Source organism: Zarconia sp., from assembly GCF_057467645.1.
In genome coordinates, this window is the sequence record NZ_JBRJXU010000179.1 from 17529 (window position 1) to 30949 (window position 13421).

The following is a 13421-nucleotide window of genomic DNA, read 5'->3' on the forward strand; positions in this document are numbered from 1 at the left end:
GAGTACATCGGTCGAGAGGAATTTAACCAGACAGCCAAACTCGCGCGCGATCGCAACGTTAGCTCACCACGTTATTGCGGGGAACCTCTAGGGCTTCTTCTTCGGTTTCGTAAATTTCAAATACCGAATCCATCATCGTGACTTCAAATACGAGTTTGGCTTCCGGATGAACATTACAGATGCGAAAACTGCCCTTCACTTTATCAGCATCTCGCATCCCAGCAACTAAAGATGTCAAGCCCGAGCTATCGATAAAATTGACCTGACCTAAGTTCACCACGACATGATTGCTTTGCTTGGAAATACACTCTTGCAGTTTCAGTCGAAACTGCCATGCGGTGGTAATGTCCAAACGACCCGTGGGGGCGAGGACAATTACGGTTAATCCATCTTTTGTCGTGTGTGTTTTCTGCTCGATGTGGATCACTGACCCTCCCTCGAAATGATGAACACTTTGGTTTCTCTCATTCGAGCACGACTGCGAACGAGGAAACCCGATCGTATCTAGAGCGACCTATTTAGATTATGACATCTCAAGAAATCATGTAAGCCCGCGATCGGATCGATTTTTGCGATCGCGACGGCACTATAGCAGTCGCCATCTTGGTTAGGATCGCGTCGGTCATCTCGCCGGGATGCAGCCTCTTGGCGATGTTCGGGCGGTTGGCAAGCCTCTTGAAAGCGAAGCGACAACACTGGCTACATCTGGTCGCTTGGGAGGAAAGTACTCCATCTCCATTCCCCATTTACGCGGTGTGCGCTCTTTTTGCGCTCGCGATATGGTGAGCGAGTAGACCGATCCCCCTTTTCCCCTTCCCCCCGTGGGAGAGGATTTTGGAGAATTAAGTTGCACATGGCGTCATTCCCTATTCCCCACCCTCACCGGAAACAGTCTTATCCAAAACTGACCTGAGGATACAAGCGACCGGTCGCTCTGGGAGGCTTCGGAGGCTTCGGGAGCTAGGGGAGAAAGACCTCGGGTCATGACCCAATTGTTTGAATTGCCTTCACCGCCTTGGCAGTTGCAACACCACGGCATTGCCCGATGTTACTCCTCAGAAATACTGGCTTTAACCCCGATCGTTGAAGGATGTTCCGACAATGTGTTTTTTCATCCTTAACAGATACGCTCATCCTCGCGTCTGGCTAGTCTGTCCGATGGTGCCCGCTAGCACCGTTGGATTTTGCTCGGATTTGCCAGAGAGAACGCGACGGTAAAGCTCGCTGAAGAACTGACCCTTCGCACGCCAATCGTAATGCATTTTGACTCGAGACCGTCCGGCCTGACCCATGTGTTTCGATCGTTCTGGGTCGGAGGCTAAACGGTTCATGGCACTGGCAATACCATCGATGGTCGAGTCGCGATCGCTGGCGGTAATTTTGTATCCCGTGGCTTGGGTGACCTGAGTGGCCGGTCCGCCTAAATCCAGGCAAATGACCGGGCGAGCGGCTGCCATGGCTTCTAAAATGACAAATCCTCCCGAATCGTGCAAGCTCGGATGAACCAGAACGTGACACTCTCCTAACATCTCTAAGGTTTTGTCTCGCGAGAGTTTACCCCACCATTTGACCCGATCGGCAATGCCCAAGGATGCGGCTAAAGATTCGAGGCGATCGCGTTCGGAGCCATCTCCCACCATCCAGAACTCGGCATCCTCGATTTGGGCGCGGGCAAAAGCCTCTAGACCCAGATCGAAACCTTTCCAGTGGAGGAAGCGACCGATGCTGATGAAACGAAGCGGGGTCGCCTGGGGGGCAGGCAAACGGCATAACGTATCGATTTCCGCCCCACTCAACCCGCATTGTCCCACCACTTGGACTTGGGGCGCATTCAAAGCGTGTAGGCACTCGGCGGTGTCTTGGGTGGTGGCGAGGGCGATGGTGCTGCGTTTTGCCGTCATGCGCACGAAAGGGTCGGCTTCTGCGATCGAGCGGCTGATATCCCGCAGGATTTCGTAGCGCTGCGCCCGTTTGTTGAAGGTCGATCGAAAGGATTGGGGGGCAGATTCTCCACCACCGACAGGACCCCAAATAAAGGGGACGGGGAATAACGCCAAAAAGCTGGGGGCGGAATATTGCACGTAGGTGACGTGATGCATCAGATCGAACCCAATTTGGCGATGAAGGCGACGGGCGGCAAAATAAGCCCGCACCTGCCACAGATAGTAGTGAATTCGCACCGCTTTCCCCACTTCTCCCGGCGGCCAGCGACGAGTCCAGTTGAAGACATCGAGATAGATGAAGTGGAGGTTGTCGATGGGATGGCGCTCGAGTTCTGCAACGATCGCCTTTTGGTTGTTACGTCGGGTCAACACCCAGACCTCGTGGGACTTGGCGACTTCCACAACGGTATTCCAGCCGACGCTGGGTTCGGAACCTTCACCGGGTTGACAGGCGTAAGCAGACAGAAGAACTTTCATGGGTTTAAAACAGTTTGATACAGATCGAGATAGCGATCGGCGACGGTCTGGGGTTGGAAATGCTCGCAGGCAAACGCTCGCACCCGAGAAGACCAATGGTGAATTCGATCGGGGCGATCGAAGAGCGATCTGAGCTGGGTCGCCGCTTCTTGGGGGTTGACGGATAAGGGTAAACCGAGGTCGTGCCGCGCGAAGATTTGCGCTACCCCTAAATGCTCGGATAGGGCCGTCGGAACTCCCAGCGCCATGGCTTCGGCAATGGACATGGGAAAGCCCTCCCAGCGCGAGGTTTGCAGGTACAAACTGGCATTGGCTAATACTTGTGCTTTGCGGGTTTCGTAAATCGGCTCGTGAAAATGGACGTTACCGGGCAGGTTCTGTTGCAGGCGAGCGAGCAAGTTCCGGGTTTTGGATTCGGGCGTGCCGTAGAGGTTAAAGGTAAATTCCTCCAATTCTCGGGCTAGGGCGATCGTCCGATCGATCCCTTTGTGGAGGACATCGAACCGTCCGAGGTACACCAATTGTTTCAGACTCACGTTCCCCTGCCACTTGGGTTCTTGAATGCGTTGCAAGTCGATGGGATTGGGCATCCATCGAATCGTTCCCTGGTATTGGGGAACGAACGCTTTGACAGCGGCTTCTTCCTGGGGCGTTAAGACCGTAATAGCAGCGGCTCGGGAAAATCGATCCTTTTCGAGTAACGCGCTGTAGACATGCTTTTTTAGAGGCGATCGGTGGAAGTTCAATCCACCGTGGGGGGTAATAATGTAAGGAATGCGATGTCGTGCCAGAATCCCGGCAAAAATCGCCTGTTTGAGGATGAACACCGAGTGCAGGTGGACGATATCCGGTCGGAGGCGATACTCCCAAAGGGAGTCGTTAACAGGAACGAAGGGCGATCGATCTGAAAAATAATTCCAGCAGTTGGCGGGCATCTGGACTAAGTCAATTCCCTCGATGCGGGCGATTTCTGAGGCCTTGGGGTGGGGCTTGGCACTCAGTAACAGGGTGACTTGGTGTCCCCGTCGAGCTTGTTCTCGCGCTAGGAGCCACACGGCGTGATTGACACCGCAAATTTTTTGGGGAGACGATGCCGCTCCCAAATGCCAGATTTTCATCGCCATCGCCTCCCCACACCACTTATTGGCTTAAATGCCGGTGACTTCTTCGTACAGCCGGATAAATCCGGTAGCAACAGCTTGAGGTTGAAAGTGCGATCGGGCAAATTCCCGCCCCCGTTCCGACCAATCCTCAAGACGCTCGGGATTTTCGATGGCTTTGGCAAGCAGTTGGGCCGCCGAAGAGGGTTCTGGGGGAAACACCACACCTAAATCTTTTTCTCGGAACATTTCGGCAAAGTTGATGGTTTCGGAGACGGCACAGGGAACCCCCAGATACATCGCTTCGGCGATCGATCGCCCGAATCCTTCCCAGCGCGAAGCTTGGATGTACAAACTCGCATGAGTCAGAACCTCGTTTTTGGCATCCCCGAAAACCGGTTCGTGAAAATAGACGTTGGGGGGTAGGTTGCGCTGCAACTCTTCTAAGACGTGCTCGCTTTTAGATTCTTTGCTGCCGTAGAGGTGAAATTCTACGTCTTCCAAGTGACGGGCAATGTCGACGAGAATGTCGATGCCTTTGTGTACCACGTCAAAACGGCCGAGAAACACCACCCGTTTGGTTTCGGGATGGCTTTGCCAGCGATCGCCCTCGCGGTGGTTGGGTTCGATGGGGTTGAGCAGGCAGCGCACGGGTTTGTCGTACTCCGGCACGAAAGCGCGGACGGCTTCTTCTTCCTTGGGCATCAACAGGGTAACGGCCGCAGCTGCGCGAAAACGGGGTTTTTCGATGAGGGCGCTGTAAACGAGCTTTTGCAATCGAGAGCGCCGGAAGTCCAATCCCCCGCGGGGACTGACGATATAGGGAATGCCGCAACGGACGAGGGCTCGAGCCAGAGCGGCCTGTTTGGGAATGAAGACCGAATGCATGTGCACCACCTGCGGGGGACGATCGCGCAGAATTGGATCTAGCACCGAGCGATCGTACCGCCATCGATTGGAGGGGAGGTGAATAATTTCAAAACCCGATTTCTCGGCTAATTCTCTTGCTGCATCATCGGGCGCCGGATCGACTACCACCGCCACATCGCATCCCAGTTGTGCCTGATATTGGGCGAGCAACCAAACGCTATTATTAACCCCGCAAACTTTTTGGGGTGAAAAAGAAGATCCAACGTGCCAAATTTTCACAGGTCGTCTTACTGGTAGTTGTGCGTGTAGATGCACCGAGATGGGGAGAGGGGAAGACACGGGGACGCTCCGGACGCGGGGAGGGGAGAAACGGAGAACGAAGAAGAATACCCCCCCGAAGCCTCCGATGCTCCCGAAGCCCCCGACACCTTAAGCCTCAGCGTTGGTGCGATTTGCATTCAACTGAAGCTGTCCCCACTCGCACAGCCAAGTGCCCATTTTGGCACCGAATAACACGCCGCCGACAACCGGGCCGTAGCGTTCGGTGCAGTAGAAGAATTTGGTGGGCAGGTGATAGGGGGATTTTTTGCTCCAGAAAACGCTGTTCCAGGCTTGGGATAGGGTGTGTTCCGAGCGATGGAAATGCTCGAAATTGTGGGTGACGCGCACGCCGTCGGCAAGGGTCGCACGGGCATCTCCCACCAGACAGACTTTGAATCCGGCGCGGGTGGCCCGTAGGGTGTAGGTGTCGTCCCCAGAATATTGGGGGAACTTACGGGCATCGGGAACGCCAATTTTCGCGATGACGGCGCGGGGAATGCCGACACACCAGCCGCAGGTTCCGTCCACCCACACCAGTTCGCCGGGAACGGCCGCACGGGACTGCCGACCTTTGAAACCGTTGCGATCGATTTTGTCGGCTTCGGGGTTGTAGCAGGCGGGAGCGGCAATCGTACCGGGATTTTGCGCCATAAACTGCACCAGAAGGGGCAGGGCACCGGCATCGGGGGTGCAGTCGTCGTTGAGCCAGAAGCAGTAGTCGGCACCTTTATCGTAGGCGTACTGCATTCCTGTGGCGATCGCCCCCGTCCACCACAGGTTACCGTCTCCGGTCAAAATATCTACGGCGGGATACTGCTGCGAGATGGCTTCGGCCGTGCCGTCGGTGGAACCGTCATCCACAACGACAACGCGGTATCGTTGCAAGTCTCCGGTACTTTGCAATCGAGCCAAACAAGCCAGGGTGGTCTCTTTGCGATTGAAAACGGGAATAATGATGTAAACGGAATTGGTCATCGTTTTTGCATCCTTGAGTCAGAGATCGAGGTTGAATGACGGTTCTTTAGACCGTGACGGGTTGGGCGGGTTGTAAAATCTCTTCGTAGAGCTTCAGGTAAGCGCGGGCGTGAACTTCGAGGGTGAATTCTTCTTCCACTTTCTGACGCGATCGCACCGATAAGTTTTGCCAGCGGCGATCGTCTTCCACAACCCAGGCAATTCCGGCTGCTAAGTCTTCGGCGCTGAAACATCGGGCGCGATAGCCGTTTTGCTCGTGTTCGACGATATCTTTGAGTCCGGTGGAATCGAAGGACACCACGGGGGTTCCGCAGGCGAGGGATTCGATGGCAACTTTGCCGAACCCTTCTTGAATGGAGGGCACCACAGTAACGTCGGCGGCCGAATAAATTTGCGCCAGAACGTCGTTGTCGTCGATTCGTCCGAGGTAATGGGTTTTGAGTCCCGTATCCGGCGCATTTTCGGGCTTGACCGAACCGATGACGACGGCTTCGATCTCGCTTTTGAGGTCGCTGCTTCCTAAATTTTTCAAGGCGGCAGCGAGATACTCGAACCCTTTACGCTTATCCCCAACGCCGTTCATCGCCCCGTACAGCACGAGTTTTTTATCGGTGGGTAAATTTAATTGGGTGCGGGATAGGGTTTTGGGTTTGGGTTGGTAAACCGTGGGATCGAGGGCATTATGAATAACTTCAATGCGTCGATTTTTGAAGAGTTCGCTCTTGCTGGCGCAATCGGCAATCCAATGACTAATCGCCACCAACGTAATATCCAAATCTGCCCACGCTTGCTGTTTTCGCTGCCAGACTTGACGGGATAAATCGTTTTCCCAAGTGGATTTGAGCTGGGGACACGCACCACAAGACTGTTCGTATCGGGTGCAATCTCCGGTATAGTGACAGCCGCCGGAAAATGCCCACATATCCCGCAGCGTCCAAACGATCGGCCGCTGAAATTGGCGCAGGCTTTCGGGTTTGAGAAAGCCGCCACACACCCAGTGCAAGTTAACTAAATCCGGGTTTAACGCTTCGATGCGATCGCTAACGTTTTGAGCGATCCAAGCGGGGGAAAAGATATAGGGATCTTTATTGGGGTAAAGTGCCAGGGGAAGCTTATCGAGTTTGTCCCGGACTTTGTTGGCAAACTTGCTAGACTTGCCTTCTAATCCGACAACATCGGGATCGTCGATGGTTTTGCGCGCCACGAGAACCTGGGACTCAACACCCGCTTGAGTGAGGGCATTATGCAGCCAGTAAGCGCCCCGTCCTGCCCCACTTCCGGTATCTCGGCTTAAATGTAAAACTTTCACGCTCGTTTGCTCGTTCGATAGGGGACAAAATGTTGGTTGAGATGACCCATCTCGATGACCGATTAGATGGCCAAGAGTAACTTCATCCGCTCCCAGGCTCGTTTGTATTTGAACAAAAACCGGATGTAAGTGACTTGCAGCTTTTGCAAATGGGTCAGATCTTGATTCTTTTGATATAAACCCATGGCAAACTTAATGGGCGGAACTAAGTCTTTGAGAGTCTCGCGAATAAACTTTTGCTTGGTATAAGCGGCTTTCTGATGCAAATCGTATTGCCCCTTCACCACGCGCCCGATTTTCTTCGAGAGCTGGGAGAAGGTCGATCTCGCAGGATGAGAAACGCCCGCTTTTTCGCCGTAAACTTGTTGGTAACCGGCTTGATAAACCCGCTGTCCCCATTCGTAGTCGCCACCGGACTTGAGGGTTTCATCAAACGTGCCAACAGCGTCAATGACGTGTTTGAAGGTAAATAGATTAGCCGTCACGCCAAAGTGAGTTTTCTCGAGATAGTTTTTCTGAGGAAAGGCGAGAATTCGATCGTAGAGTTCTACGGCTGTCGGTTGCTCGGGATTGTGAAAACAGGTTTCGATCGAACCCGCAACTAAGCCGCCGTTTTCTGTTTGAGTCAGATAAGAAACACCTTGCTCGATCCAATCTCGATTGGGCAGACAATCAGAATCGGTAAAGGCGACGATCTCCCCTTTAGCCATGGAGATACCGCGATTGCGAGCAATATAAGAACCAGGACAAGATTCGTAGCCGTAAACCGTTCCTTCAAAACGAGCGACGATGGCTTCGATCTCTTCCTCGGAACGATTGTCTACGACAATGACTTCATAAGATTCGCGAGGGTAGGTTTGCTCTGAAAGTAATGTTAAGCAGACTTCTAAAGCCTCAGAATCATTAAAAACTGGAATGATGACAGAAACGAAAGGATGTACGGCTTGAGACATATTCAATTCCTTTTAGGTTCTGACTATTTTTATAAGGAGACCTTATTGAATGTAGGTAGATACAGATAAGGATCGTGCAAATATTTTGATAATTTTTAGCCTCTCCTAACATTATATGTTAGAAAAAAAGTATGTGCAGTATTGACAAACTTTCATGGGAGTGTTTACAGGATTCGTTTATCTTTTGTAAACTTTACATTCCAGACATCACGAAAGTTTACGTAAGAAATTCCATGTAGAGCCTTCCGTATATTTCCTGAAATCCTTTTGACCGCCACATCACTGTCAATATCGAATCGCGTACCCATAGCAACGGTATTCAATAAAAATATGAGTAAAGTTCTTGATAGCTTAAAACGAGCAATCGATCGATTACAGACGGAAGTCGTTTCAGATAATTTTATCAAGTGGTTGTTTCGCGCCAATCCAGGGATGTTTGAAAAAGGAAATCTTTGGTGCTTCGATTATGCCATTTCTCATCTTCCTAGTTCGTCTCCCATTATAGAAATTGGACCATTTTGCGGGCTTTCCACCAATTTAATTTCCTACTTTAAGCTCAAACATGGTATCTCAAACAAGCTATTTTGTAGCGATGCTTGGAATTTTGAAGGGGCAGATAAAAAAGAATTCTTAGGCGGACATCCTTATCTCAAACACAGCGATTATAAGGAGTTTGTCAAAGAAAGCTTTCTGCGAAACGTACAATTCTTTAGTTCTCAGGATTTACCCTATGCCATCGAACTCTTTTCTGATGATTTTTTTGCAGAATGGATATATCGTTCGGAACTGACCGATTTGTTTGGGAGAACGGTCAGACTCGGTGGTTCGATTAGTTTTGCCTTTATTGATGGCAATCACAACTACGATTTTGTGCGTCGCGATTTCTATAATGTCGATCGATTACTCGAAATCGGAGGGTTTATTCTGTTTGATGATTCTGCGGATGGAACCCAGTGGGAAGTCAAAAAAATAGTTGAGGATGTTCTCGCATCCGATCGATACGAACTAGTCAAGAAGAATCCGAACTATTTTTTTAAAAAGCTCAAGCATCTTTAACTCGATCGAGTCCATTAAAGAGCGGCAACCGCCTGAGTCGATCGCCGCTTTTATGATTTGAAGTTCCCTTGCGTCTTGTGCGCTCCGACCTCTCCTCTGTCGCTCGAGGCGGACTTTGCCACCTTCGCCTGCCTTCACGAGTATCCTAATTGCTCTGGCGACGGCTATAGCTTGCTTTAGGTAAGTCCTACTATTTTTTGGTGACCTGGGTCAATTTTTCATTTGGCTGGAGATACGGCTGTAGTAAACTGATGACCTGCTCCGTTCGTTGATGCATTCCCCGATCGTTGAGATGATAAGCCGTATCGTAAAAGAGAGAAACATCGTACATAAAGTCTTGAGGTTGTCCGAGAATCGGAATATCAAGACTTTGATAAAAGTTTTTAATACTCTTAAAGTATTCCCTTCTCGACGGTTGATTGTAGGCTTCAAACCAAACGGTAGACGGCCAAGATGCTAAGACTTGAATATTATTGTCTCGACACCAACGGACAAAATCACGAATACTTTGCATTCCATGACTAGAATCGACGGAACCATTAATTTTTTCCATCGGTTGAAGCCGATTCAATTTTTGACGGTGGGCTTCAGTGATACTCGCCACAGTATTTCTCGTTTCATCTCCATACTCATTTAAAGTATCGGACTGATATCCATCTTTGCGAGGTGAAATTTTTGCGACTTTATAAATGGTTCCTCGCATCAGACGGGAGAAAGAAATTCCCCCAATGGCGCGCATTCTACTTTCAAAACCGATCTTGTTTAAATAGCCGGGATCTCGCGCGAAAATATAATCAATCAAAACATCACTGTGTTTTCCATCATATTGATACATTCCGTATTCTAAGGGAAGTAAAAAAGTATCGCCAGGGCGAGCGAGGGAACGACCGAAAGACAGAATATAATCTAAACCTAGTCCGGCATTTGTCGCAGCATTAACACAGGGAATTTGAATATCTTCCTGGATCGTTTTACAGCTCATTCCGAATAAGCTATTCGACCCTGACAAAACGATTAATTTTGGCTCGTTAATTGAATGGGCTAAATTTGACTTGGCTTGATTGATTTCGTAAATCCATCGCGAGCTTTCCGTTGGCGCATTCATTTGAATGAAGACTGCACTCAAAAAACACGTACAGCTTAGTAAAAAACAAATGGTGACATTTTTTAAAAATTTGGCAAACATCATATCAGAAATTAAAATAAAGGAATTCACTAGACTGAGCGGTTAAAAAGGTTTTAGAAACCAAAAAGATAGTAATCCCGATCGCTGCACTCCAGAATAAATTCGGTTGCCACTGTAGCCTCTTCCATAAATGATGCGTGACGGGAGCTTTCTGTTTTTCTTTGAGCTGGGGTACATCGCTTGCCGCTTGGTATTTACCGATCCACTCCTGTACGTTGGGTGCAAACCAAACAATACACAAACCAACGGCAAGCATCGCCGGCATAAGCTTGTCAGAACGGATATGAGGTGCGCTCAAAATGAAGCCATCGCTACCAAACATGGCTTTTAAGATTGAAATTGCACCGGCCATACTCTCAGCTCGAAAGAAAACCCATCCGATCGCGACGAAGAAAAATGTAATCGAGCAACCTAAAACTTGAGTGACAATCGCACTATTATTAACGGTTATATTGAATCTTTTTTGTAGCGATACCCACTGATTATTGACAATCAAATAGAATCCATGTAAACCTCCCCAAAAAACAAAGGTCCAGCCCGCTCCATGCCAGAGACCACCGAGTAACATTGTGGTCATTAAGTTCATGTTTTTTCTCAATTCTCCTTTGCGATTTCCACCGAGAACAATATAAATATAATCTCGCAAAAAATTTGATAACGTAATATGCCAACGTCGCCAAAAATGAGTAATACTAATCGATTTATAGGGTGAATTAAAGTTCAATGGTAACTTGATGCCAAACATTCGAGCGACACCAATCGCCATTTCTGAATAGCCAGAAAAATCGAAGTAGAGCTGAAGCGAGTAGGCGATCGCCGCACACCAAGCTTCATAAAAGGTTAATAATTCTCCTCCATCTGCTGCGGTGAATACTGGAGTAGCATAGGTTGCAAATGTATCAGCGAGGAATATTTTTTTAGCCAACCCTAACGTGAAAATCGTTAACCCAATCGCCAGATTCTGGGCACTAACTTGGTAAGTTTCTTTTTCCCGGAATTGTGGCATAATTTCCTGATGATGCACGATCGGACCGGCAATCAGTTGTGGAAAAAAACTCACAAAAAGACAGTAGTCGAGAAAATGATATTCTTTTGTTTCTCCTCGATAGGCATCAACTAAGTAAGCAATTTGCTGAAAGGTGAAAAATGAGATGGCTAGGGGTAAAATAACTTGATTCAGATTCCATTGTGTTTGAAAAAACTGATTGACTGTATCTAAAAAAAAGTTTGCGTACTTAAAATAGCCAATCAGAAGGAGATTGACTCCAACTCCACTCCACAAGAGAAGTTTCCGAGATATGGGATGAGAAACTCTTTTGCTGAGGAGCGATCCAAGACAATAGTTAAATCCGATGGAAAAAAGAAGTAATCCTAAATAAGGAGGATTCCACCAACCATAGAAAAATAGAGAGGCAGAAGTTAGGGTAACGATAGCACCTCGGTAAAACTTGAGTTTTCCAAGGGCAAAAAAAGTAATGAGTGTTACTGGTAAAAATAAAAAGATAAACTCAGGAGAGTTAAATAGCATTGTCAGAAAACCTGTAATTTTGAAATCAGACTATAATCATCTAATTCTTTTTTATCATCGATGTTGTTGATAGTCGCTGAGTGAAATTACGGAAAAATTATTTTTTATATTAATCATTTAAAACTAAATTACCTGTCAAAAAAAATTTTTTCGGTGCAATCTATCGAAATTTAAATAACGCGGTGTGCAACTTTAAGCAAAGCCATATGGCAAGCGAGTCGAGAAATCCCCCATTCCCCATTCCCCCGTGCGGTCAGGTTTTGGATAAACAAGTTGTACATGACGTTAATAGTCATAGAGACCGAACGAATTCGCTCGCTCGATCGCAAATACATAAGAATTTGCCCGGCGCCGATTCCGTTAGCACCTGGGTCTACTTTTGTAAAAACGGCTATCAGTTAACCTGGATCGTTCGCCAAACGCTAAAATGCCGATCTCGAGCGAACTTCAAAAAACAGACGTGTTTTTGAGTACATTGTCTGATATCAAGTTCGGATAATCACTTAAAAACAGCACGATTGTGCTGAATCTCGCCCCCAGCTTCCCCTGCTTCCCCCGCGATTGCCTGCTCATTTCACGGTGAATTATAAGTATTCAAATAAACTTGATATGAGTGGTTGCCAGACGAGGCGTTAAGCGATGTTGGTAGAACACTTGTGAATAAGGCAGGTTATAGCGCTTCGTCATCAGTTTATTTACACACATCGAAGAAATAGGTATTTTCCATTCCCCGTTCCCCATTCCCCATTCCCCATGACTGAAAATTAAACTCTTTGAACTCCCACCGAGGGATTGGGAAAAAAACCTTCATCTTCCCAATCTCTCAAAATCTCATTTAACTCGATTTCGCCACGCACAATCGATCGATATCGACTTTTGATAACTGCGTTAAAATATGTTCGCGCTGAGCTTCGTCGAACACCTGATAAAACTTTTTCCCGTTGGCATTGCGGATGGGTTGCTCGGCGGATGCTTTCCAGGTTTCATCCTGACGCACGACTTGTTTGGCTGCTGCGCGATATCCCTTCAGCATCGTGGCGTCGAATTCAATCTCGATCTCCTCGCACAAATCTCTCAAAACCTCCCGAGGTTTTTCCACCAATGCTTCGTAACGCACGATCGTATGATTGGGACGATCGACATATTGCTGGGTAATCTCCATCGATGCAATCCAGCGATCGATACATTTATCGAGATTGCCCGGTTCGAGCCAACCCTCGGAGTGACGGTGGTTTGCCACATCGTAGATCGACGCGACGACATCCGTACCATTGCGGACGATGTGAATAAATTTTGCCTCCGGAACCTGCTTCTGGATCAGATCGATGCACTGGAGATGTCCGGGGGTTTTCTCGAGCCACCAACTTTTGCCCTGTTCGAGGGTCAGGGTATCCAACACTTTCACGAAAGCAGAAGTGTATTGCCGCACGAAGGGAGCAAACGCTGGCACGTAAGACAGCATCGGCTCTTGGTTCAAAATTTTGAGAAACTCCAAAAACCGAGACTTTGCCCGCTTGCCAGAGGCTAAACCCAATCCCAGTTGGCGCATCCACGCTCTTGAGGGTTCCAAGCTGGTAAAGAAATGGGATTCAGGAAACGAGGCAATCTGCGGGTGTGCCGCTAACAAACTTTGGAGAAGGGTTGTCCCCGAACGAGGACATCCCACCAGAAAAATACGACCTTGAATATTGCCAGCCATGATG

The 13421-nt window shown here is 48.7% G+C and carries 12 protein-coding genes; 2 read left to right on the plus strand and 10 right to left on the minus strand.

Annotation, left to right across the window (positions count from 1 at the left end):
• Window positions 1–58 precede the first annotated feature (58 nt).
• Window positions 59–427, minus strand: coding sequence for an STAS domain-containing protein (locus tag AC2215_RS26750; RefSeq protein WP_486813087.1), 369 nt, complete (start codon window positions 425–427; stop codon window positions 59–61).
• Between the two features lie 556 nt (window positions 428–983).
• On the opposite strand from AC2215_RS26750, the gene AC2215_RS26755 reads away from it, so the two are divergent.
• Window positions 984–1121, plus strand: a complete 138-nt coding sequence (locus tag AC2215_RS26755; RefSeq protein ID WP_486813088.1) for a hypothetical protein — start codon at window positions 984–986, stop codon at window positions 1119–1121.
• 9 nt (window positions 1122–1130) lie between these two features.
• On the opposite strand, the gene AC2215_RS26760 is transcribed toward AC2215_RS26755, so the two are convergent.
• The 6 genes from AC2215_RS26760 to AC2215_RS26785 form a co-directional block, all read right to left on the minus strand.
• Window positions 1131–2420 (minus strand): glycosyltransferase family 4 protein, encoded by a 1290-nt coding sequence (locus AC2215_RS26760; protein WP_486813089.1) that lies wholly within the window; start codon window positions 2418–2420, stop codon window positions 1131–1133.
• Window positions 2417–3538, minus strand: a complete 1122-nt coding sequence (locus AC2215_RS26765) for a glycosyltransferase family 4 protein (protein ID WP_486813090.1) — start codon at window positions 3536–3538, stop codon at window positions 2417–2419. The genes AC2215_RS26760 and AC2215_RS26765 overlap by 4 nt, the downstream gene beginning before the upstream one ends.
• 30 nt (window positions 3539–3568) lie before the next feature.
• Window positions 3569–4669 carry a glycosyltransferase family 4 protein gene (locus AC2215_RS26770; RefSeq protein ID WP_486813091.1) on the minus strand — a complete coding sequence of 367 codons (1101 nt, stop codon included), beginning with the start codon at window positions 4667–4669 and terminating at the stop codon, window positions 3569–3571.
• A 150-nt stretch (window positions 4670–4819) separates the two neighbouring features.
• Window positions 4820–5686, minus strand: coding sequence for a glycosyltransferase family 2 protein (locus AC2215_RS26775; RefSeq protein ID WP_486813092.1), 867 nt, complete (start codon window positions 5684–5686; stop codon window positions 4820–4822).
• 46 nt (window positions 5687–5732) lie between these two features.
• A complete protein-coding gene (locus tag AC2215_RS26780) occupies window positions 5733–6995 on the minus strand; it encodes a glycosyltransferase family 4 protein (RefSeq protein ID WP_486813093.1) in 1263 nt (420 codons plus the stop codon).
• Window positions 6996–7057: 62 nt separating this feature from the next.
• Window positions 7058–7948 carry a glycosyltransferase family 2 protein gene (locus tag AC2215_RS26785; RefSeq protein ID WP_486813094.1) on the minus strand — a complete coding sequence of 297 codons (891 nt, stop codon included), beginning with the start codon at window positions 7946–7948 and terminating at the stop codon, window positions 7058–7060.
• Window positions 7949–8278: 330 nt separating this feature from the next.
• Here AC2215_RS26785 and AC2215_RS26790 point away from each other — a divergent pair, with 330 nt between their 5' ends.
• On the plus strand, window positions 8279–9004 hold the full coding sequence (locus tag AC2215_RS26790) for a class I SAM-dependent methyltransferase (protein ID WP_486813095.1): 726 nt from the start codon (window positions 8279–8281) through the stop codon (window positions 9002–9004).
• A 190-nt stretch (window positions 9005–9194) separates the two neighbouring features.
• On the opposite strand, the gene AC2215_RS26795 is transcribed toward AC2215_RS26790, so the two are convergent.
• From AC2215_RS26795 to AC2215_RS26805, 3 genes are all read right to left on the minus strand, one after another.
• On the minus strand, window positions 9195–10193 hold the full coding sequence (locus AC2215_RS26795) for a hypothetical protein (RefSeq protein WP_486813096.1): 999 nt from the start codon (window positions 10191–10193) through the stop codon (window positions 9195–9197).
• Between the two features lies 1 nt (window position 10194).
• Complete coding sequence (locus AC2215_RS26800) at window positions 10195–11718, minus strand: MBOAT family O-acyltransferase (RefSeq protein ID WP_486813097.1); 1524 nt, start codon at window positions 11716–11718, stop codon at window positions 10195–10197.
• Window positions 11719–12553: 835 nt separating this feature from the next.
• Window positions 12554–13417, minus strand: a complete 864-nt coding sequence (locus AC2215_RS26805) for a sulfotransferase family protein (protein ID WP_486813098.1) — start codon at window positions 13415–13417, stop codon at window positions 12554–12556.
• Window positions 13418–13421 lie beyond the last annotated feature (4 nt).